Genomic DNA, 23,483 nt, shown 5'->3' with positions numbered 1-23,483 from the left:
ACTAAACAAATTAAACAAAACAAACAATTTACAATCATTACAAACAAAATAAACATTATATCATTGATTCTCAGTGTTATAATTTTATAACATACACACACGATGAATAAATTATTTTCTAAAGGCAACTACCTTAAACGTTTGATGAAGCGTAAAGGAGTTAGCCAGGTTACCCTGACAGACCGTGAAAGTCCTGACTACCTAGGTTATGGACGTAATACACTGTCCGCTTTGCTCAACCAAGACGACTATACTGATGGTATAGAGTCTGAGAGAGTCAAAGTGTTATTAAGCAAACTAGATCCTTCCAAAGAGGATATGGAATATATTTTTCCAACCAAAACAAAATCCAACGCAAAATCTATTGGAGAATATGAATTTGACGAAGATGGCGATGAGCAAGTACAACCGCTTGGGGACGGTTTATATGCGTTGACAGCCGAATTCGTACCAGTTAAAGCAAGAGCAGGATACCTATTGGGGTATGCGGATCCTGAATATCTTGAAACATTACCTAAATACACAGCCACAGTTACACACATGCCTAAAGGAAAGTATCGATATTTTGAAGCAGAAGGGGACAGTATGAACGACGGGACAATCGAGCATGCTATTTTAGATGGAACAGTTTTACAATGCCGAAAAATACTTCCACACCATTGGGCCGGAAAGCTTCACGCACATAACTGGTCTAGCTTTGTTTTCGTTCACCGCACTGAAGGAATAATCGTGAAGCAGGTTGCTGATCAAGATTTGGAAACCGGCGATGTTGTGTTGCGGTCGATCAATCCAGATAAATCAAAATATCCTGACTTCACCGTAAACCTTGACGATATCCGAGAGATCTATAACGTGGTGAAACGTATCTTATAACAATGACAGGCGGCTCGTTTAGGGAGATTGAACCAAAGAATGACACGCCAGTTGTTTGGAACGTCGTAAACTATATTCGCGAATGGTTGGTACCAGCGCCTAAATATGGGATCTCTCCAAAATACAAGCCCACGCCACGGCATTCAGATCGAATCGAGGTTAATTGCCTTCACGAAGACGAACGCCAAGCGCAATTAAATATTTGGTGTTACCCACCTGATTGGTTGCCTGCTGTAATGCTTATTCTTGACAATGCATTACTTCCAGACGGTAGCTATATTGAATATACTCCTAAATACAGCGAGTTAAAAGTGGGCCACTTTAAAATAACAGTACATAAACATACACACAATGGAAAAAAGTAGTTTCGAGGAAGAAGGTAAATTGGTTCGCGCATTCCGTGAGGAATTAGGAAAGACCGCAGTTGAATTTGCAAAGATGCTTGACACATCTGTAAATACACTCTCTAATATTGAGAACGGGAAACGCCGTCTTTCTGGACATATTATAAAGGGACTTTCAAAAGCAGGTATGTCATTAAATGATTTGACCTATTTAAATAGAAATACCGAAGAAGGTCAATCTTTCGCTTACCGCCTGGCGGAAGTTGAAAACAGATTGGTTACAATGGAATCTACATTAAAAAAGATATTGGCCCTATTAGATGAAAAGAGGTAGCTCATGCCACCTCTTTTTCTTCAAGTTCACTAAATACTCTTTCTATTACTGTCTTTTGAACATGGTGAATTATCTCCCAATTTGGCTCCGCATAAATATCAGTCACATCCAATCCAAACTTATGGTTTAGTGCAAAGGAAACATCATCCTTACTTATTCCACATAACTTCCTTGCAATAGTAGCGAAACTATGCCTGCCATAATACATTGATACGTTAAAGCCAAGTTTTGCTCGTATCCGTTTCCAACCATCACGAAAAATTGAATGTAAGCTTTCTATATTCCTGTAGTCTCTTTGAATGGTACCAGCATGCTTTTCAATTAAAGCCTGTGCACATTCCGGGATCAATACATTGGTAACACCTCCGTCAATAATTCTCCTATTTTTAATTTTTGTACGGGCATATTCAAAACCACCCGTCATTTTTGGGTTAGTCAAATAGGCAAACATGTCAACCGGGTTCATACCGCACAGATAGAATGAAAGTAGAAACAGATCCCTAGTTACCGTTTCCATCTTCCCTACTGGTTTATAGTTTAACAAATCCAGGATCATGCTAATCTCTAAAATTCTCCTCTTAGTCTTTACCGGCTTTATGCTATCGAAGTTTTCAAAAGGATTTGGAAAAGGAGTATGCCCGATTGATTGATTATTGTATCTTTTTCGTAGATCCTTTACCAAATTGCTTATGATACCGAAATATATGATTTGCGTATTAGCATTTATTCCGCGCCGTTCCTGCGGTTTGGTATATCCACCATTATTATTATTTCTGACAATAACCTTAGGCGATTCCAGGTAACGCTTGAACTCATATAAAAATCCCGTAGTAAGATGAGTGATATCAAACGACTGTTGACCAGTAAAATCACGTAGATGGTTGATCACTGATAATATATTTTTAGCTTGTCCCTCCCGTCCTTTGCTGCGGTATTCATCTATCCTTTCATCAAACTTTGCGAATAAATCGATAACATCATCTTTTGCATCTAAGTTCTTAAGGAAACCCTTAACATCTTCACAGGTCATAAATTTCACTTTGCTACCCAAAGCCGTAAGAGCATCGCGATACTCCGTTAGTTTAGTAGAAAAATGTTTATCAACAAATGCCTTCTTAAGCTTACCTTTTGAATCCAGGTAGGCCTTATCTACAAATGAAGATGTATCTATATATTTCGTCTGGGATTTGTGACTAACAGTGATCTTGACATTCCACGTCCCATCATCCTTTTTTTGATGAGGGACAATTTTTGCATTAACAGTTGCCATGCTCGTTGTAAATTATTTGTAAATCTTTTTTAACACAAACTGTCAAGTAATCGTGTAATTATGCACTAGCAAAAAGCGCCAAGAAGTTCAAATAATTTAAGTTTCACGCTTATAAGCCGATAGGCTTATGTTGGTAAAAACTGTTATCAAATTTAATATTTAATTCTGATATTAGCAGTGTCAAAAACAGAATATAATGGGAGGTCATTTTACAAAAATCACCTTATTTGCAGACCTTCCGGCAAAATTAAATGAATCAAATGCTTTTTTCCGAACATAATTTGGCTTTGCGCCCCGCTCAATATGGTAGCATTGAAATTGTCTGTGGCTCGATGTTCTCAGGCAAGACAGAAGAATTGATTCGCAGGCTAAAACGAGCACAATATGCACGTCTGAATGTCGAAATCTTTAAACCATCTGTTGACAAACGATACGATGAAAAGCTGGTCGTTTCTCACGATAGTAATAGCATCCCGTCGACACCTGTTGATCATTCTTCAGCGATCCTACTCTTAAGTTCATCTACCCAAGTTGTCGGAATCGATGAGGCACAATTTTTTGATGACGGTTTGACAGAGGTGTGTGTCAAATTGGCAAATAGTGGTATCCGGGTAATTGTTGCCGGACTCGATATGGATTTTCAAGGGCAACCATTTGGCCCAATCCCCAATCTAATGGCAGTAGCCGAACACGTTACGAAAGTACATGCGGTTTGCATGCAATGTGGCGCTCCAGCGAATTATTCCTACCGTCTGACCAAGGATACTGAAACCGTACTTTTAGGTGAAAAAGACGCTTATGAACCACGTTGTAGACCCTGTTATTTCCACTTGAACAAGTAGCCTGATCAAAAAGGTCAACTAAAAATCTGCCAAAAGTACTATAAAAACTATTTGGCATAGGATTTGAAATATATTTTATAAATAAGAAGATTAGCGCTTTGAATAGCGACAAAATACTTTTCATAATTTAGGTTTATAATTGGTTAGTTAGCACCTCCTTGCCCATCAAGGAGGTGTTTTTTTTAAAACAAAAAAAAGAACGCTGCTCTCTTTGACTGAGAACAGCGTTCTTTTTTTGATGAACTCCTATATACAAGTTTTAAGGCTGAACACCGTAGTTTATTACCTTACGGCCGATATTCCCGGTTTGATCCATTCCCTCGACGATTACCTTGTAATTTCCATTTCCGTCGGCATTATAAAACTGAATAGCCGCCTCCCCGGTCTCTGTGATCGAAACTTTCGGATTCCAGTAAATGGTCGTTCTCAAATCGTTTGCAGCCTTTCTTTCCGGCGTATCATATTTTGGAACATAGAATTTGCGTTCTTTAATATAGCCCAAAGGATACATATCGATTACATTTGATTTTGGCAACATGCTCTCAATTTCACTCAACGACATCCGTGGTTTCTTCGCTTCCACTTTCTTCGTATAGATTGACACGACACCATTATTTTGATACATTCTGGAGACTGTTCCCAATTCGTCACGTAAGAAGATTTCGATACCTTCGATATCCGCGACATTGATGCTATTTAATCCGGGCTCATCAATAGCCATACCGTTCAGAAAGAACTGGACAGGTGTACGCCCACCTGCATTATAATCACGAGAAACATAATACTTCAATGTCTGTGGATCATAGGTAATGCCCGTCAATACCGTTTGAAGACACATGGTCAACACGTTACAACCGGTCAAACGATCGGGTTCAATACGGTGTTCCGGCATGGACAGTCCCGAAATAGAAGGGAAATCTTTATTGGTGATTACTTTCTTCACTACCGCCGTCACTTCTACCTCATCCAAGAGAATCGATTTTCGATACTCTTTTCGGCTATTCGCCAAATAAGGAGCAAAAGCCTGGTCTATATTAGGTACAAAATAACTCTTATAGCCATTATTCTTATCGATCTCGGGGTAAAAGGTCTGGTCCATATTGATAACCAAGCTTCGGTAATTGTCATTCGATCGGGCATTAACCGTTACTTTGGACGAATCCGGGAACACAAGATCCTTAAAGGCGAAACGTCCATTTTGATCTGTATACACATCCTTCTTAATGTTACGGGAAGGTATCGTCAAAAGTAATCCACCGTTTGGATAAGGACGCCCGGTGTTCATCCGCAGGATACCTGACAATTCGATTCCCTGTTCAGGAAGAAAACTGATCTGCGGCAACTTCTCCGCTATGAGCGTCGGGTAGTCAAATCGGCGAAATCCCTGCGTCATTAATAAAGCATCCAAGGCTTTATCCCGATTGGGATTTTTTTCATCAAAATATGAATTTGGGTTCTCTACATTTCCTTTGAGGTCCGAAGTCAACAAAAAGTTGCTCACAATCGAAAGATCTGCCTGATCATTATAGGGAACTTTGGATTCGTCTATTACAGCTACTGAATAGCTTCCCGGGAACTTCTGCCCATTGTTGTCTACAGCAAGTTTAAGATTGACCAAGTCTTTAGCCTTATAACTTTGCTTATCGCTGGTAACCTGAATATTTAAAAGCTTTTCGCTTTGAACAAATGCCAAGCGCTCACTGATAGGCTTTCCGTCAGGACTCAATAAGGTTACCTGGACAATACCATTTGGTAAACGCTCTTTCGGAATATTGACCAATGCGGATGAAGATTTCAAATTCACCTGCGCGCCAAAACAGAGATGTCCATTCGACTGAACCAAAACATAATAGGATTGCCCTTGGTTTTTTGAAAAATTCTCTTCACTGGTTACCACGGCAAACTCAGCATTCGTAGCATCCTGTTTTACAAAAACAACATTTGCCTTGTCATTGACAACAGCCGGCAATTTGTATTTGCGTTCCTGTCCATTCTCAAACTTCACAACAGCTTGATAATTTTCTCCCGCGAGCGGCAGAAGAGAAAAATAGCCCATTCCAGTTCCGAAGTCCGCAAACTCCGCTACAGACTTGCCCTTTGAATCTAAAATACTTCCTTTTACCTTTAGCCCTTTCCCATCGGATCCGAGGGCTTTAAATGCCACTTTTTTTGCCAATCCGGCGATAATATCGCCTCCTTCAGGAAAGAATTGTACGTCTGCATCCCACAAGGCATTTTTGAGCAAGAAAGAACTAGACAAAGGTTTTTCATTTTTATTCTCCTGAATGCTAATCTTCAGTTGCCCTTTCTCCAAATTTGCTTTTTCCTTTGGAGACAAATTTATCGTTACTTTCCCTAGACCATCCGTCTCACCTTTACCCTTGTCGAACGTTTCCCATCCCGAGACAAACTCCCAATTGATTTTTGAATTGATCATCGGTTTTCCCGTACGATCGCGGAACTGTATGACAGCTTGGGTTTTATTACCACCAATGTTATTTTGAAATTCAATGTTTGTAATCAATTTCTTATTGATAACATCACCGATTGGCACCACTTTATTAAAGAAGTAGGCATTATCAAAGTTGGCCATCCATTTTGTGTAAGCTCTAAATCGATAATTGTCCTGAGACATAAATTGAGGATCAAGCACAATCTGCCCATTTCCTACCCCTTTATCCAATGGAATTTTAAGTGTCTGAATCAGGGAATCACGACTGTTCAGTACTTCCACATAAGCTATTTTACTCGGCTCATATTCGGCCAAATTGCGGGATAAATAGGTCGAAAACCAGAGGGTATCCCCCACCGCGTAATATGGCTTATCGAAATGTAAATGTACCTTTTCAACTGGGTAGACCTGAAAATATTTCTGAACTCGTTCTACGATCGTATTAATAGGCAACGTAGGTGTAGTCTGGGCATAAGTCGTCCCCATTCCTAACAGTCCTATCGATAAAGTCAATAGTTTTATGTGCTTCATTGAAAGTCTTAGAATAAAAAATGAATAGCTAAATATATTCAATTTTGAGCAAAGACCAACCCCATTGGGGTATTTTTAACATTTATTATACCTATTCGTAGGGGCAATACCGACTCTTTAAAGATTATTTAAAGCAAGGGAGCCAAAAGCCTACAGATGGAATCAACTCCTCTTTTCCAGCGGCTTCGTTGCATCCATTTTCGGATTGTAATCAGATCTGAGACTTCAATATCAGCCAAAAATTGCGCATTAAGACGGTCGCAAAGCGCTTTATCCGAGACAATTCCCGAGATTTCAAAATTGATGTAAAAACTTCTGATATCTAAGTTTGTCGTACCGATATAGGCAAGCTTCCCATCAATACAGATGGTTTTGGCATGTAGAAATCCCTTTGTATAAAGGTATACGTTGACTCCTCTTTCCAACAGTGGTTTTATAAACGAGAATGAGGCGTGCTGTACAAAAAACGAATCAGACTGGGCCGGTAACATCAGGTCCACACGAACACCTGAAGATACCGCGAGCATTAAAGCGGTCGTCAATTGATCGCTGGGAATAAAATAAGGTGTACACAACTGTACATATTCTTTTGCTTCGTTGATACCGGCAATAATTGCTTCCATATTGAAAGGCGCTGGCGATCCGGGATCACTGGCTGTAAATCCTACTCCACTCGCATCTTCATCGGTAAGGGGAAATCGGTTTAAATAACCTCGGCCCAATTCAAACGATTCCGCATCTGTCTGGTTCCAGCTGTTCCAAAACTGGATTTGCAACGTATTTACGGCCGCGCCGACAACCATCATAGCTGTATCCCGCCAATAAACCTCATTTTTTCCATTATTGATATATCGATCTGAAATATTGATTCCGCCGACAAAACCTATTTTCCCATCGATCACCGCTATCTTGCGGTGATTTCGGTAGTTGCTATTCGCCAAGGAACTAAAGGTTACTGGGAGAAAAGCTTGAAACACAAAATCGGGTTTATGCCTCCGTAAATATTTAATTACATCAGGAGCACCAAAACTATCCAATATCAGACGTACGGTGACCCCAGCTCTTGCTTTTTCTTCCAGAATATGTAAGATCTCCTGCCCTATTTCATCCATTTCCCAGATATAATATTCCATGTGAATGGAATGCTGCGCAGCTTTAAGACGATCAATAAGTACCGGAAACTTTTCTTCCCCATTGATAAACAGGGTTACATCGTTGTTGAGGGAGAAGGTAGAGATCTTCTGATTTTTAAGGTAGCGGTATACCATGGCCAAACTACCGATCCGCTCATTTAACGTATCAATATGTTCCTCCATAATTTCGGATTCCTTACGCCAGGCATCCAGTAGCTTTTTGGACTGCTCGCGGTACACGCGTTTCATCCTTTTGACCTTCTTAAACTTCTGACCAAAGAAATAGTAACTGAGCAAACCGACGACAGGTAAGAAAACAATGACCATAATCCAGGCAATGGTCTTGGAAGGATTACGGTTTTCGATCAAAATCGTTCCGATTACACCAATATAAAGAATGAGTAGGGGAATCCAATAATAGGTTAATGCAATCTGTAAAATATGATGAAGTACCTCCATATTGTGAGCTAAGGGTTTTACCAAATATAATACTTAGCATCGACATATTGTTTGTCGTTAAACACAGTTTATTGCACCATCGACATGAATGAATGGACTTAAATAGGGAATATCCAAATTGGCACCCCGGAGTATAAACCAAATTCCCAATAAGAAATAGAGAAAGGGAACCCATTTCGAAAATCCAATTTTGAAAGATCTGGAGAAATTTCCCAGAAAAGAAAATGCAAACAATAGCGGAATAGTTCCTAAGCCAAAGTACAACATAAAAAAGAAACTTTGCTGTGGGCTATCTGCATTTATGGACGACATGAGTGCCATGTAGACCATACCACAGGGCAATAAGCCATTCAGTACGCCGGCAATAAAACTCCCCCCCGATTTATAGAGCCATTTCGACAATAAGCGTACAATTGGCTGCACAGCCTTCGTCTGCCAGCTAGCGATTTTCCGATTATGCTTACCAATAAGCTGGAATAAAGCAATTCCGATCAGAATAATACCTGTGGCCCAGCTCAAACTTCGCTGCCAACCTTGAATCTGGGCAAATGTTCCGATCGTACCGAGTAAAAGTCCTAAACATCCATAAGTCAGTACTCTACCGGATTGATACAGTACTTTATTTAAAAAAACGTTCCAACCAAAACCCTGCCTTCCCTCAATAGCAAAAATTAATGGGCCACACATTACCGCACAATGTATGCTTCCAAACAATCCCATGAAAAATGCAAAATAGGTATAGCTCATTTCGTTAAACTAGAATAAAATATGCTCTTCAAATAAAAAATCTTTACCTACACTCTTCCAGTCAATATACAAATTCCACATTCCTTTATCGAACGTGGAAATGGGCAGTGTATATAAATTACTGGTTGTCTGAAATGGTAATTCTTTATCCAATCGATTATCCGAAGGTTTTCGAAACAGCAGTTTCCCTTTATTTTCTTTGGAAACAAAATGAATATACAAGGTATCTTGCCTGATTTCTATTGTTGGTGATTCCTTCATAATCAATACATTTTGCTTTTTTTCGTAAGCTTGATCATAATTCAGTCCCTGCTCGTAATAGTCATCTTCTTCCAGACTATCCGAATCGTGACTCACCATGTATATTCCTGCTCCGACTATACACAACATAAATACCGCCAAGGTTAAAAAAATCTTTGTACCCCAATTCATTGTTTTCATTTTAATTCATACCCGGAGGTGCTATAAAAGTGGTTTTTAAACTTTCCACTTTCTTATCTCCCGAATAGATAGCTAATTTTATATTACTTTTATAGGTCTCAACATCCTTATTCGCGATAATTAGAAAAAAGCTCAGTGTCGCATGCCCATCTTTACTCAATTTTTGAATAGGATTGACCAGTTGAATCTTTAAACGCGGATCATCACAGACCAATTTAAAAGGCATTTCTTTACCAGACTTATTAATCAATTCCAAAGAATACAGGTTGCTTATTGTCTTATCATCGCGAAGTTGGTAGGTGCTTCCTTTTGCCCGAAGCAATCTTCCATCCACCGGAGAACGATTGAACAACAGAAAACAAAAGACCGACATTAACGCAACCAACACGATAGAATAAGCAATCGCCCTCGTATTGCTTTTTTTCTTCAGTGTTCCTTCAATCTCACCCATTGGATAAAAGCCAATTAACTTTTTAGGCTTTCCAATTTTGTCCATGACAGCATCACAGGCATCTATACAGGCCGTACAGCTTACACATTCTAATTGCAGACCATTTCGAATATCAATTCCTGTGGGGCATACATGTACACAGAGTTTGCAGTCTACACAATCTCCCTGCGTCGCCGTTGCATCCTTTTGCTGTTTTCCTCTTGGCTCTCCACGTCTATGATCATATGCAACAGTGATACTTTGGTCATCGAGGAGTACGCCCTGCAATCTGCCATAAGGGCAAATTGCAATACATACAATCTCCCTGACGTACGCAAATACACCATAGAAAACCAATGTAAATATGATGATTGATATCAATCCACCGATATGTTGGTCCAATGGATCAGTGATGATCTTCATCAACGCATCAACACCGATGATATAAGACAAAAAGATATTTGAAATGAAAAATGATATGATCAGGAATATACCATGTTTCAAAAACTTTTTCAATTGTTTTTGATCCGTATTGGGTCCAGCATCCAATTTCTTTTGTTGTTGCCAATCACCTTCGATCCAATATTCAATTCGTCTAAATATTAATTCCAAAAAAATGGTCTGGGGGCAAGTCCATCCGCACCATACCCGTCCAAAGACAACAGTAAACAAAACCACACATACCATCACGATTAACATACCGAATACGAATATGTAGAGATCCTGTGGATAGAACAGATTTCCTAAGATGGAAAACTTCCGCTCAATAATGTTGAACATGAGAAACGGTTCACCATTTATTTTGATAAAAGGAACTACAAACAAGAACAGCAGTAGTGAATACCCAACCCACTGTCTCTTTTTGTAAAGCTCTCCCTGCGGTTTTTTGGCATAAATCCATTGTCTTTTTTTTGACTTAGATCCACCGTTATTGGCATTATTCACGACTACTGTACTCATTGCTATTTCAATTTATTACTCTGCTTTTTTTTCTGTTTCAGCCTTTTCTGCTTTGCTCTCATCCGCCGCCTTCTCTCCGCTTGCAGCCTGGCCACCGCCATAGGTTACCTCTTCACCTTGCGGAGCTTTTGGATTAGCAGGGTGTGTATCCCTTAAGGTAATAATATAACTGGCAACCTGTGCGATTTGTGCAGGACTTAAAGTTTGTTCCCATGGCACCATTCCTTTATCAGGAACACCATACTTAATGGTTTTGAAGATATCTTTAATCTCGCCACCATGAAGCCAAAACTTATCGGTCAAGTTAGGTCCGATGCCTCCCTCGCCACTACCACCGTGACAAGCGACACAGTTTGCGGTAAAGATCGCTTTTCCATCAGCTGCCATTTCCGGCTGAAACTCCACGCTACTTTCGTCTACATTGCTCGCAGAAGCAGTAAGATAAGCCTGACGCTCTTTCTCGGCAACGAACATCTCATGTTCATACTCCTGGTCTTGGTTCATTCCGATGCCCGACACCTGATAAACAAATAAGTAAACAAGGCCGAAAAAAATCGTTCCATAAAAAAGGAAATTAAACCAGATCGGAATCGGATTATCCAATTCGCGGATACCATCATACTCATGGTCTATGACAATATCCTTTTCTTCTGAAATCGGTCTGATCCCCATGATCTTGTTCCACGACCTTTTCATCCAGCCCTTATTCGCCGCCTTTTTGAGTTTTTCCTCCTTGGCCAATTCAGGCATGGTAATCTTAATGATGGATTTCATCGCGCGATTGACCATCAATGCCGAAGCGAGAAGAGCCAGCATCACAACGATCAATACAACAATTAAGATATCTGTGTATAAATTATCTGTACCGAATCCTATCGTAGATTGAACAACTTCTGCGGTAGCTGGTGCAGTATCCAATAATAAACTCATATATTATAGACTTTCAGGTGAATGATTCAGTTCCTTTTCTGTTTCATCTTCTTCCAAAGGCAATTCCTTCATATAAGTAACATAGTCTTTTTTCATTCGAAACAACATTATTGCTACTGAAATGAAGAACACCAAGAAGATCCAAAGTGATGCAATTAGATAAAGCTCACTGCCGTTTAGATTTGTTATTTGCTTAAACATGGCTTTATTGATTTGCGTTAACATTATCAGCTACTTTTGGAGCTGCTTTTATATCTGTTCCTAATCGCTGTAAGTATGCAATTACAGCTACAATCTCACGGTCAGCTAACACATTCACTTGATTTTGTTTTAGATCATCAGCAATTTTTTGTGCCTGTTTGGTAAGATCCTGCTCAGCATGTTCAATTTCCGCATCGGTATAGGGAATTCCCAATTTCCGTAATGCTTTCATTTTATCTTGCAGAATAGAATTATCCAGCTTCTGATCGATCAACCAAGGATATGTTGGCATAATACTTCCTGGCGAGGTAATCGTCGGATCTAACAGGTGATCAAAGTGCCATTTATTGGGGTATTTTCCACCGATGCGATGCAGATCCGGTCCCGTCCGCTTCGAACCCCATAAAAACGGTGTATCGTAAACAAACTCTCCCGCCTTGCTATACTCTCCGTAACGGGCGGTTTCGGATCTAAATGGACGAATAGTTTGTGTGTGACAGTTTACACAACCTTCTCTCACGTAGAGATCCCTTCCCTGCAGTTCCAATGCTGTATAAGGTTTTACACTCGCAATCGTTGGAACGTTTTTAGAAATTGTAAAAGTCGGCACCATCTCCACCATACCCCCGATGAGGATGGCAATAAGAGCGAGTACCATAAATAAAATTGGCTTACGTTCAAGGCGGCGGTGTTGAGACTGTTCGTTTACTTGAACCGGCAATAATGCAGGAGCTTCTGCAGGCTCATTGGCCAAAAGCTTCCCTTTTTGCATAGTTTTGATCAAGTTGAACGTCATCAGGAACACGCCCGATAGATAAAGTGCGCCACCTAGTGCACGCATCATGTGCATTGGCAAAATTTCCAATGTTGTCGCAAGGAAGTTTGGATATTTCAAGACTCCTTCCGGTGTAAATTCTTTCCACATCAAGCCTTGTACTACAGCTGCCCAATACATCGGGATCGCATAGAACAAAATACCTAAGGTACCTATCCAAAAGTGCGTTGATGCCAACTTTTTAGAATATAACTCCGTTTTATAAATACGTGGTATCAACCAGTACAGAATACCGAATGTCATAAAGCCGTTCCATCCCAATGCACCTACGTGTACGTGTGCTACGATCCAGTCGGTAAAGTGAGCAATTGCATTCACCTGTTTTAAAGATAGCATAGGGCCTTCGAAAGTCGCCATACCATAACAAGTAAGGGCCACGACCATGAATTTTAACATAGGCTCTGTCCGTACCTTATCCCAAGCACCCCGTAAGGTCAACAAGCCATTGATCATACCGCCCCAACTCGGAGCAATCAACATAATGGAGAATACAACCCCTAAAGACTGTACCCAACCCGGTAGCGCCGTATAGAGCAAATGGTGAGGACCTGCCCAGATATAAATAAAGATTAAAGACCAAAAGTGGAGAATACTTAACTTGTAAGAGTAAACTGGACGGTTGGCCATCTTAGGAAGGAAATAATACATCATTCCCAAATAAGGAGTTGTCAAGAAAAAAGCAACTGCATTGTGACCATACCACCATTGTACCAGCGCATCCTGTACGCCTTTGTAGACATAATAGCTTTTCCAGCCAGCTACAGGTAATTGGATGGAGTTAACAATATGCAATACGGCTACTGTAACAAATGTGGCAATATAGAACCAAACAGCGACATACATGTGACGTTCTCGTCGTTTGATAATAGTACCGAACATATTGACTCCGAATACGACCCAAATGAGGGTAATTGCGATATCAATAGGCCATTCCATTTCGGCATACTCATGGCTTGAAGTAAGACCGAGTGGTAGTGTAATAGCCGAGGCAACAATAATTAATTGCCAACCCCAAAAATGGAGCTTGCTCAAAGCATCACTGAACATTCTTGCTTTAAGCACCCGCTGTAAGGAGTAATAAACTCCCATAAAAATACCATTACCTACGAAAGCAAAAATCACCGCATTGGTGTGTACAGGACGTACACGGCCAAATGTTGTAAATTGCAATCCAAAGTTCATCTGGGGCCAAACAAGCTGCGTCGCCACAAGCAATCCTATGGTCATACCAACTATCCCCCAAATAATGGTAGCGATTCCGAAATTCCTGACAATCTTGTTGTCGTAATTAAATTGCTCTAACTGCATTACTTAAATTGTTGATTCTGATTCAAAAATAAGCAGCAATTTATGACAATCTAATGATGGACAATGCGTACAAAAGTGATGTGCGTCACTTTTTTATTACCCGATTAAAAGGTTTAGTTCGCAATTTCGACCATTGGTTGTAAATGACTTAGGGAAAATAGAGATCTTGAAAGATACTTTTTACAATTAGATCAGACATCAAAAGTGACCGTAGTCACATTTCTTACGGTTTAATACCTTGTTTTAATGGCAATATGGGTTAGAATCACTGTTACATATACACGAATTTATCCCGAAAACATCGGGACTATTGGCACGAAGTGAATTGTAGCTATAGTGCATCAAACCTCATCAGAATAGCAAACCTTAATCTGCAGACTCATTGCACTATTCGCCTATAGCAAGTGAACTAAAGACGCTTTGAAAAGAATCGGTAGTGGGATTAGCTTGAACTGGCTTCTGTGTACTGTTATAGCATAATTTAGTTAACCACTGTAGAAAAGCCCCTTATTAAAAGAATATGAGCTCAGCCTGAGTTTTGCAATGCCCCTTGGCTACGACAGTACAGCATAGCACAGCAGCACAGTGATGGCTGCATGACCGCATGACTACCTGCTATGACTGTGTACCATTACCTGCATGCTTCCCAACAGTCGGATAGCATATACAGTATTATAAGTAGCTACTGCAAGGCCAATTGATATGCAGCTATAGAATACTGCTAAAAAGTAATAGGATTTGATACGGTCAGTGAAGGCTGCAGGATAGCGGCAGTTGCGGAACAGCTACCGATGGACCGGGCTCACCGACGGTCCTGTGCTGCGATAACCGATAGGCGGAGGATAGGCAATAGCCTGTACATGGAAATATGGAAATACGGAAGTACTTAAACGAAAGAAGCCCTTGACTGTTTCCAGCAAGGGCTTCCGTGTAAAAAAAGGCACCGACCTACTCTCCCACCTGTTACGGCAATACCATCGGCTCTGGCGGGCTTGACTGCTCTGTTCGGAATGGGAAGAGGTAGACACCGCCGATATAGGCACCTAAAAATCTTTATTGGCTGATCTATGATATTCATATCATGTTATTCATGCCAACTGACATAGCTATTGAAAGAGGTTCGTTTCTGTTTGTTTCTTAAAAATTAAAGAGGAAGACAACAGTGTCTGTCTGCTTGAGAAAGCTTCGGGCTATTAGTACCACTTGGCTTTGGTCTCTCAACCTTTACACCTATGGCCTATCAACGTAGTCATCTTCTACGACCCTATAAGGAAGTCTCATCTCGTGGCTAGTTTCGCACTTAGATGCTTTCAGCGCTTATCTATTCCAGACGTAGCTACCCTGCCGTACACCTGGCGGCATAACAGGTTCACCAGAGGTCTGTCCAACCCGGTCCTCTCGTACTAAGGTCAGATCCACTCAAACTTCCAACGCCCACAACAGATAGGGACCGAACTGTCTCGCGACGTTCTGAACCCAGCTCGCGTGCCACTTTAATGGGCGAACAGCCCAACCCTTGGGACCTTCTCCAGCCCCAGGATGTGACGAGCCGACATCGAGGTGCCAAACCTCCCCGTCGATATGAGCTCTTGGGGGAGATCAGCCTGTTATCCCCAGCGTACCTTTTATCCTTTGAGCGATGGCCCTTCCATACAGAACCACCGGATCACTATGTCCGTCTTTCGACCCTGTTCGACTTGTCGGTCTCACAGTCAAGCAAGCTTATGCCATTGCACTCCACGTACGGTTACCAAGCGTACTGAGCTTACCTTTGAAAGCCTCCGTTACCTTTTTGGAGGCGACCACCCCAGTCAAACTACCCACCAAACAATGTCCTCGACATAGCCGAGTTAGAAACCGAATACAGAAAGGGCGGTATTTCAAGGTTGATTCCATGACTCCTGGCGAAGCCACTTCAACATCTCCCGCCTATCCTACACATCCTGTACCCAATCTCAATGTTAAGCTATAGTGAAGGTGCATGGGGTCTTTCCGTCCCGTTGCGGGTAATCGGCGTCTTCACCGATACCACAATTTCACCGAGCTCATGGCTGAGACAGCGCCCAGATCGTTACACCATTCGTGCAGGTCGGAACTTACCCGACAAGGAATTTCGCTACCTTAGGACCGTTATAGTTACGGCCGCCGTTTACTGGGGCTTCGATTCAATGCTTCTCTTGCGATGACATCCCCTCTTAACCTTCCAGCACCGGGCAGGTGTCAGGCCTTATACTTCATCTTGCGATTTTGCAAAGCCATATGTTTTTGTTAAACAGTCGCCTGGGCCTTTTCACTGCGGCTGCTCTTACGAGACAGCGCCCCTTCTCCCGAAGTTACAGGGCCATTTTGCCGAGTTCCTTAGCCATGACTCACTCGAGCACCTTAGGATTCTCTCCTCGACCACCTGTGTCGGTTTGCGGTACGGGTCTTCATAACCTGAAGCTTAGCGGGTTTTCTTGGAAGTCTGTTTACCTGCTCTATCAGCGCCACCGGAGCTTTGCTGTACTATTGGGGTTCAGCAGGGTCGGCGGATTTGCCTACCGTCCCTATACCTACGCCTTTCAACGAACTATTCCGTCAGTTCGCGGCAGTGTCACTACTCCGTCACCACATCGCAGTTATGAAGAGTACTGGAATATTAACCAGTTGTCCATCGGCTTGCCCCCTTCGGGTGCGCCTTAGGTCCCGACTGACCCTGATCCGATTAACGTTGATCAGGAAACCTTGGTCTTTCGGTGGGCGGGTTTCTCACCCGCCTTATCGTTACTTATGCCTACATTTGCTTTTCCATAACCTCCACAGTTCATTGCCAAACTGCTTCTCCGGCGATGGAATGCTCCCCTACCAGATGCACATCTTTCAGTACAAATCCATAGCTTCGGTACCGTTCTTGATGCCCGTTTATTATCCACGCCCGGCCGCTCGACTAGTGAGCTGTTACGCACTCTTTAAATGAATGGCTGCTTCCAAGCCAACATCCTAGCTGTCTGGGCAACCGGACCTCGTTAGTTCAACTTAGAACGGATTTGGGGACCTTAGCTGATGGTCTGGGTTCTTTCCCTCTCGGCCTTGGACCTTAGCACCCAAAGCCTCACTGCCGGCTATATTTGATAGCATTCGGAGTTCGTCTGGATTTGGTAGGATTTGACTCCCCCGCACCCAATCGGTAGCTCTACCTCTATCAAACTCTACGCCGACGCTGTTCCTAAAAACATTTCGGGGAGTACGAGCTATTTCCCAGTTTGATTGGCCTTTCACCCCTACCCTCAGGTCATCCGGAAACTTTTCAACGTTTATCGGTTCGGTCCTCCATTACATGTTACTGCAACTTCAACCTGCCCAAGGGTAGATCACAAGGTTTCGCGTCTACCTCATCTGACTATGCGCCCTATTAAGACTCGCTTTCGCTTCGGCTGCGTCCCTGAAGGACTTAACCTTGCCAGACAAGAGTAACTCGTAGGCTCATTATGCAAAAGGCACGCTGTCACAGGACCTGCCTGCTCCAACCGCTTGTAAGCACACGGTTTCAGGTTCTTTTCACTCCCCTGTTCGGGGTTCTTTTCACCTTTCCCTCACGGTACTGGTTCACTATCGGTCTCTCAGGAGTATTTAGCCTTACCAGATGGTGCTGGTGGATTCCCACAGGATTTCTCCGGTCCCGCGGTACTCAGGATACCACTATGTCAACATTCTTTACCTGTACGGGGCTCTCACCCTTGTCGCGCAGTTTCCCACCTGCTTCCAGTTCATAGCGCTGTACAATGTCGTGGTCCTACAACCCCGACCATGCCGTAACATGATCGGTTTGGGCTCTTTCCCGTTCGCTCGCCACTACTTGGGAAATCATTGTTATTTTCTTCTCCTACGCCTACTTAGATGTTTCAGTTCAGCGCGTTCGCGTTTTATACGACTATTCTTCAAATAGTCAGGTTGCCCCATTCGGAAATCTCTGGATCAAGTCGCATTTGCCAATCCCCAAAGCTTATCGCAGCTTATCACGTCCTTCTTCGCCTCTGAGAGCCTAGGCATCCCCCGTGTGCCCTTATTTACTTTCTTCACCGGCATAGCCTTTTGCTACTATGCGGCTGCTTTTGATATATATACATCTATGCTACGTAAAGATTCGTTCGGCCTTGACCGAGGGTCTCCTCTTTACATCAGACACATAAACGTATTGTCTCTATACTGTTGTCTTCTCTTGTAATTTTTTTTCTCTTTCAATATGTCAAAGAACTCTTTTTCCGGTATATATGAAGTATATCGCTATATACTTCCCCGGAGATGTGGAGAATAACGGATTCGAACCGTTGACCCCCTGCGTGCAAGGCAGGTGCTCTAGCCAGCTGAGCTAATTCCCCAAAACGTTTTCGTAGTCCCGAGCAGATTTGAACTGCTGACCCCTACATTATCAGTGTAGTGCTCTAACCAACTGAGCTACGGGACTAGCTTATCTTGTTCATCTCTTTCTCTCGGTCCTGCTCCCTTAGGGGCGGGCACTTTCTTCTGATGTTTTTTTCTTCTGCAATCATATGTAACGTGACGAGCACCGATCTTCGATACTCTAGAAAGGAGGTATTCCAGCCGCACCTTCCGGTACGGCTACCTTGTTACGACTTAGCCCCAATTATCGGTTTTACCCTAACACGCTCCTTGCGGTAACATGCTTTAGGTACCCCCAACTTTCATGGCTTGACGGGCGGTGTGTACAAGGCCCGGGAACGTATTCACCGCGTCATTGCTGATACGCGATTACTAGCGAATCCAACTTCATGGGGTCGAGTTGCAGACCCCAATCCGAACTGTGAATGGCTTTTAGAGATTAGCATCATATTGCTATGTAGCTGCCCGCTGTACCATCCATTGTAGCACGTGTGTAGCCCCGGACGTAAGGGCCATGATGACTTGACGTCGTCCCCACCTTCCTCTCTGTTTGCACAGGCAGTCTGTTTAGAGTCCCCACCATTACATGCTGGCAACTAAACATAGGGGTTGCGCTCGTTGCGGGACTTAACCCAACACCTCACGGCACGAGCTGACGACAGCCATGCAGCACCTAGTTTCGTGTCCCGAAGGACGAGTGCGTCTCTGCACTCTTCACTAACTTTCAAGCCCGGGTAAGGTTCCTCGCGTATCATCGAATTAAACCACATGCTCCTCCGCTTGTGCGGGCCCCCGTCAATTCCTTTGAGTTTCACCCTTGCGGGCGTACTCCCCAGGTGGATAACTTAACGCTTTCGCTTGGACGCTGGCTGTCTATCGCCAACATCGAGTTATCATCGTTTAGGGCGTGGACTACCAGGGTATCTAATCCTGTTCGATCCCCACGCTTTCGTGCATCAGCGTCAATACCAGCTTAGTGAGCTGCCTTCGCAATCGGAGTTCTAAGACATATCTATGCATTTCACCGCTACTTGTCTTATTCCGCCCACTTCAAATGGATTCAAGCCCATCAGTATCAAAGGCACTGCGATGGTTGAGCCACCGTATTTCACCCCTGACTTAATAGGCCGCCTACGCACCCTTTAAACCCAATAAATCCGGATAACGCTTGGATCCTCCGTATTACCGCGGCTGCTGGCACGGAGTTAGCCGATCCTTATTCTTCCAGTACATTCAGCTAGATACACGTATCTAGGTTTATTCCTGGACAAAAGCAGTTTACAACCCATAGGGCAGTCATCCTGCACGCGGCATGGCTGGTTCAGGCTTCCGCCCATTGACCAATATTCCTTACTGCTGCCTCCCGTAGGAGTCTGGTCCGTGTCTCAGTACCAGTGTGGGGGATTCTCCTCTCAGAGCCCCTAGACATCGTCGCCTTGGTAAGCCGTTACCCTACCAACTAGCTAATGTCACGCGAGCCCATCTCTATCCTATAAATATTTAATCAACCGAACATGCGAACTGTTGATGTTATGCGGTGTTAATCTCTCTTTCGAGAGGCTATCCCCCTGATAGAGGTAGGTTGCTCACGCGTTACGCACCCGTGCGCCACTCTCACCATCTTCGAGCAAGCTCTCCGATGGATCCCGTCCGACTTGCATGTATTAGGCCTGCCGCTAGCGTTCATCCTGAGCCAGGATCAAACTCTCCATTGTAAAATGAAGTTTTTGATTCCAACTATTTATAATAATCAGAATTCTTTTTTTATATCTCTGATCTTGGATCGAATTGAACGAATTACTTGAATTTGTTCATGACTTTCGTTTGTCTACTCGTCACGCTTACATGATTGTGTTTTCTTAAAGAACTTTGTCGCTTCAACTTCCGTATCCGCTTTATTCCGATGGGCATTGCGCCACTCTTTATCGTTTTGTTTTTCCCTTCGTTTCCGTTGGGACTGCAAAGGTAGAAATCTTTTCTGAACTTCCAAAAACTTTTTGAAGTTTTTTTTCTTTCCTCTTTTTTCGATTTCCGCGTTTAAAATAAACTGAACGGGATTTTAGATCCTGCCAGACTTCTCTTAAACCCTTCTTTTTTCAGGATTCCCTCTTTCGGGGTAACCGTCCCTCCCTTGCGGAGTGGTGCAAAGATAGGGAGTTTAGGAACAAACTTCCAAGCCTTTTGTTCTTATTATTTTCATTTTTCCCTTAACTGCCTGTAACGGTGCACGATTCTTTTTGTAAAACAGGTGATCGGAGGGCTGGAATGGCTGATCCGGCCGCCAGATTGGACCTTCGGAGAAACCCAGGTCATCCTATAGCGTATGGAGGGAGGCTTCGGACCGGATCTATTACCAATTTCGTTTAACTTTTATAGTTAACTAATAGGGGTATTACAGGGGGATAACAGGGGGTTAACAGGGGGTTAGCAGGGGTACAACCCCTATTAACCCCCTGTTAAATCGGTGCTATAGTGGTGGTAATAGTAAATCAGGATACAATTTGAGCCTAAGCGGGGTAACAACAGGCCTCCCCTTTTGTCAAAACTGCCGCTGAAACAAGCAAAATATCAATATGAAAAGCCAAATAATAGCAGCATTGGTCCACTTATCAAGATAAAAAACCTATTTATCTATTTTTTTATGTAGATTTATCTTCTTAAAATAACCACCAGAGCGATGAGCAGAACTACCCTGAAAGATATAGCGTTGGCACTCAATATTTCTGTTTCGACGGTTTCCAAAGCATTATCAGACAGCTACGAAATAAGTGAAGCGACTAAAAAGATGGTTCAGGAATATGCCAAAAAGCATAATTTCCACCCAAATAAGTTGGCACGGAGCTTAAAAATAGGAAAATCCAATACAATAGGGGTTATTGTATCCAACATTAGCAATACATTCGTTTCACAAATCCTCGATGGAATTCAAATAGCCTCTCAACAGACGGTCTATGACGTTATTTTCATGCAAAGCCGGGAAGACGAACGGATCGAAAAAAATTGTATTGACGTCTTACGCATGCGCGGTATTGATGGCTTAATGATATCTCCGGTTTCCTCCGATTCAAATATTGAAGAGCTAAAAGCATTGATAAAATCGCAGATTCCAGTCGTTATTTTTGACCGTATCAATCACCAGCTCGACACATTCAAGGTTGGTGTCAATAATTTCCAAGGTTCATATAATGCCACAAAGCATCTCATCGAACAAGGCAAAAAGAATATTTTGCATATCACCGGAAAGAACTTAGGTGTGGCAGCCGAACGATTAAATGGCTTCAGATCTGCTTTATCAGATGCGGGGATCCCTTTTGATAATAGACATTATATCGAATGTAGTTTTAATAATACCACCGATATAGACGAAACAATTCGGGAGATTTTGCGCAAAGAATATCTTGAACATAAACGTATAGATGCGATTTTCGGTGCTACGGATGTTATTACAACCCGAACACTGGGTATTTTGGCTGAGCTTCAGATTCAAGTCCCTTCCGAAGTGGCCGTTATTGGTTTTTCAAACACACAGATAGCAGCTTCCTTAAATCCGGCACTATCCACAGTTGTACAACCGGCAACAGAAATTGGGGAACTGGCGACAAATAAATTAATCGCCACCATTAACCAAACAAGACCAATACATGAATTTGAAACGATTGAGCTTCCAACACAGCTCATCATTCGCAAATCTTCCTTATAATTCTTTTGATTATAGTCTCGTCGACATACTTAAAACAAAACAGTCGGGAAATAAGAAATTAGCTCCCCTATTTCCCGACTGTCTTTATGCGAGACCTATATTACAGGTCATAATCTCTAATCTTCGCCCGAATTATGGGTATCATTCACCAACAATACCATACTCTAGGCCCCGCAATTCCGCAAGCCCTCTCAATCTTCCAATGGCAGAATACCCTGGATTTGTTACTTTATTTAGATCATCCAGCATCTGATGGCCGTGATCTGGCCGGAATGGGATCGCTGTAGATCTCAATTGATTTTCAGCAACCAGGATTTTCATGATTTTATACATATTGACATCCCCATCCAAATGGTCTGCCTCATAAAAGCTTCCGATCGCATCTTTCCTCACATTCCGTAAGTGAACAAAGTTTACCCGTCCTTTAATATTTTCTAAGATAGCCGGCAGATCGTTTGTCTGACTGGCCCCCAAAGACCCTGTACAAAAGCAGACACCATTAAATCGTTGTGGAACCGCATTCAAAAAATAATCGAAATCTGCACCATTACTGGCGATGCGGGGCAAACCTAAAATAGGATACGGTGGATCATCGGGATGAATGGTCATACATATACCGTTCTCCTCACAAGTTGCCGCAATTCCCTGAAGGAAATAAACCAAATTGTTGCGTAAACCACCTTTCCCAATATGTTTATAGGTATCAATGCTCGCCTTTAACGCATCCAATTCCACATTTTTCTCTCCGGGGATCCCCATTAAGACAACATTTGTCAATTCTTCTTTTTGCTGTTCGGAAATTTCATCAAATCGTAAAGTCGCACGTTTAACAACATCCTCTGGATACGCTGTCTGTGCCTCATCACGTTTCAATATAAAAATATCAAAAAGTGCCAGATCAATCCAGTCAAAATACAATGCTTTTGAACCATCCGCCATGGTTAAATCCAATTGTGTACGCGTCCAGTCCAGCACCGGCATAAAATTATAACAAATTGTTTTGATGCCGCATTGTGCAAGATTGGTTAAAGTCTCATTATATTTCTGGAGGTATTCATCGACCCTAGCACCTTTTGTCTTAATCTCCTCGTGTACTGTCACACTTTCCACAACAGACCAGGTAAGACCAGCATCTTCTATAATGCGTTTTCTTTCTTGAATATCGGCCAATGGCCATACCTCACCGTGTGGAATATGATGTAATGCCGTAACAATACCAGTAGCTCCAGCCTGTTTGATATCTTGTAAAGATACCGGGTCATTGGGACCATACCAACGCCAGGTTTGTTCTAATTTTCTCATCTTAAAGTTTA

The 23,483-nt window shown here is 42.4% G+C and carries 14 protein-coding genes, 2 tRNA genes, 3 rRNA genes and 1 pseudogene; 5 read left to right on the top strand and 15 right to left on the bottom strand.

Going from position 1 to position 23,483, the window contains the following annotated elements; translation table 11 throughout:
- The first annotated feature begins 102 nt into the window (after nt 1–102).
- The 3 genes and pseudogenes from ACLCDV_RS07840 to ACLCDV_RS07830 all read left to right on the top strand — a co-directional run.
- Nucleotides 103–873, top strand: a complete 771-nt coding sequence (locus ACLCDV_RS07840; RefSeq protein ID WP_411973346.1) for a helix-turn-helix transcriptional regulator — start codon at nt 103–105, stop codon at nt 871–873.
- A 2-nt stretch (nt 874–875) separates the two neighbouring features.
- Entirely contained in the window at nt 876–1,238 is a 363-nt protein-coding gene (locus ACLCDV_RS07835; RefSeq protein ID WP_411973345.1) for a hypothetical protein, read from the top strand.
- Nucleotides 1,225–1,341 (top strand): annotated as a pseudogene (locus ACLCDV_RS07830) (hypothetical protein); the annotation flags it as partial. The gene ACLCDV_RS07835 and the pseudogene ACLCDV_RS07830, both read left to right, overlap by 14 nt.
- A gap of 211 nt (nt 1,342–1,552) precedes the next feature.
- Here ACLCDV_RS07830 and ACLCDV_RS07825 read toward each other — a convergent pair.
- On the bottom strand, nt 1,553–2,821 hold the full coding sequence (locus ACLCDV_RS07825) for a phage integrase SAM-like domain-containing protein (RefSeq protein WP_411973344.1): 1,269 nt from the start codon (nt 2,819–2,821) through the stop codon (nt 1,553–1,555).
- Nucleotides 2,822–3,081: 260 nt separating this feature from the next.
- Between ACLCDV_RS07825 and ACLCDV_RS07820 the strand changes: the two genes are divergently transcribed.
- Complete coding sequence (locus ACLCDV_RS07820) at nt 3,082–3,663, top strand: thymidine kinase (protein WP_075991734.1); 582 nt, start codon at nt 3,082–3,084, stop codon at nt 3,661–3,663.
- A gap of 259 nt (nt 3,664–3,922) precedes the next feature.
- On the opposite strand, the gene ACLCDV_RS07815 is transcribed toward ACLCDV_RS07820, so the two are convergent.
- The 13 genes from ACLCDV_RS07815 to ACLCDV_RS07755 form a co-directional block, all read right to left on the bottom strand.
- Nucleotides 3,923–6,646: a carboxypeptidase regulatory-like domain-containing protein gene (locus ACLCDV_RS07815; RefSeq protein ID WP_411973343.1), complete on the bottom strand. Its 2,724-nt coding sequence runs from the start codon at nt 6,644–6,646 to the stop codon at nt 3,923–3,925.
- A 128-nt stretch (nt 6,647–6,774) separates the two neighbouring features.
- Nucleotides 6,775–8,238 carry a cardiolipin synthase gene (gene cls, locus ACLCDV_RS07810; protein WP_317667780.1) on the bottom strand — a complete coding sequence of 488 codons (1,464 nt, stop codon included), beginning with the start codon at nt 8,236–8,238 and terminating at the stop codon, nt 6,775–6,777.
- A 57-nt stretch (nt 8,239–8,295) separates the two neighbouring features.
- A complete protein-coding gene (locus ACLCDV_RS07805; protein ID WP_411973342.1) occupies nt 8,296–8,985 on the bottom strand; it encodes a sulfite exporter TauE/SafE family protein in 690 nt (229 codons plus the stop codon).
- A gap of 9 nt (nt 8,986–8,994) precedes the next feature.
- Nucleotides 8,995–9,426, bottom strand: coding sequence for a FixH family protein (locus ACLCDV_RS07800; protein WP_411973341.1), 432 nt, complete (start codon nt 9,424–9,426; stop codon nt 8,995–8,997).
- Nucleotide 9,427: 1 nt separating this feature from the next.
- Nucleotides 9,428–10,816: a cytochrome c oxidase accessory protein CcoG gene (gene ccoG / locus ACLCDV_RS07795; RefSeq protein ID WP_411973340.1), complete on the bottom strand. Its 1,389-nt coding sequence runs from the start codon at nt 10,814–10,816 to the stop codon at nt 9,428–9,430.
- Nucleotides 10,817–10,831: 15 nt separating this feature from the next.
- A complete protein-coding gene (locus tag ACLCDV_RS07790; protein ID WP_411973339.1) occupies nt 10,832–11,746 on the bottom strand; it encodes a cbb3-type cytochrome c oxidase N-terminal domain-containing protein in 915 nt (304 codons plus the stop codon).
- Nucleotides 11,747–11,951: 205 nt separating this feature from the next.
- Entirely contained in the window at nt 11,952–14,090 is a 2,139-nt protein-coding gene (gene ccoN / locus ACLCDV_RS07785) for a cytochrome-c oxidase, cbb3-type subunit I (RefSeq protein WP_317667785.1), read from the bottom strand.
- Nucleotides 14,091–15,025: 935 nt separating this feature from the next.
- Nucleotides 15,026–15,137 (bottom strand): 5S ribosomal RNA (gene rrf, locus ACLCDV_RS07780).
- Nucleotides 15,138–15,264: 127 nt separating this feature from the next.
- A 23S ribosomal RNA gene (locus tag ACLCDV_RS07775) occupies nt 15,265–18,146 on the bottom strand.
- Nucleotides 18,147–18,374: 228 nt separating this feature from the next.
- Nucleotides 18,375–18,448, bottom strand: a tRNA-Ala gene (locus tag ACLCDV_RS07770).
- Between the two features lie 12 nt (nt 18,449–18,460).
- Nucleotides 18,461–18,534: transfer RNA gene (locus tag ACLCDV_RS07765), tRNA-Ile, on the bottom strand.
- Nucleotides 18,535–18,655: 121 nt separating this feature from the next.
- Nucleotides 18,656–20,185: ribosomal RNA gene (locus ACLCDV_RS07760) — 16S ribosomal RNA — on the bottom strand.
- Together the 16S, 23S and 5S rRNA genes with 2 tRNA genes alongside form the textbook arrangement of a ribosomal RNA operon.
- Before the next feature lie 113 nt (nt 20,186–20,298).
- The gene (locus ACLCDV_RS07755) at nt 20,299–20,460 is read right to left on the bottom strand and encodes a hypothetical protein (protein ID WP_201670127.1); all 162 of its coding nucleotides are present in this window, start codon (nt 20,458–20,460) and stop codon (nt 20,299–20,301) included.
- Nucleotides 20,461–21,147: 687 nt separating this feature from the next.
- Between ACLCDV_RS07755 and ACLCDV_RS07750 the strand changes: the two genes are divergently transcribed.
- On the top strand, nt 21,148–22,170 hold the full coding sequence (locus tag ACLCDV_RS07750) for a LacI family DNA-binding transcriptional regulator (protein ID WP_317667787.1): 1,023 nt from the start codon (nt 21,148–21,150) through the stop codon (nt 22,168–22,170).
- A 141-nt stretch (nt 22,171–22,311) separates the two neighbouring features.
- On the opposite strand, the gene uxuA is transcribed toward ACLCDV_RS07750, so the two are convergent.
- Nucleotides 22,312–23,472 carry a mannonate dehydratase gene (gene uxuA / locus ACLCDV_RS07745; RefSeq protein ID WP_411973338.1) on the bottom strand — a complete coding sequence of 387 codons (1,161 nt, stop codon included), beginning with the start codon at nt 23,470–23,472 and terminating at the stop codon, nt 22,312–22,314.
- Nucleotides 23,473–23,483 lie beyond the last annotated feature (11 nt).

Source organism: Sphingobacterium sp. Lzh-3, from assembly GCF_046764375.1.
Classification (GTDB): domain Bacteria; phylum Bacteroidota; class Bacteroidia; order Sphingobacteriales; family Sphingobacteriaceae; genus Sphingobacterium.
The sequence above is the reverse complement of the archived record's forward strand: the minus strand, read 5'-3'. Positions and strand labels throughout refer to the sequence as shown.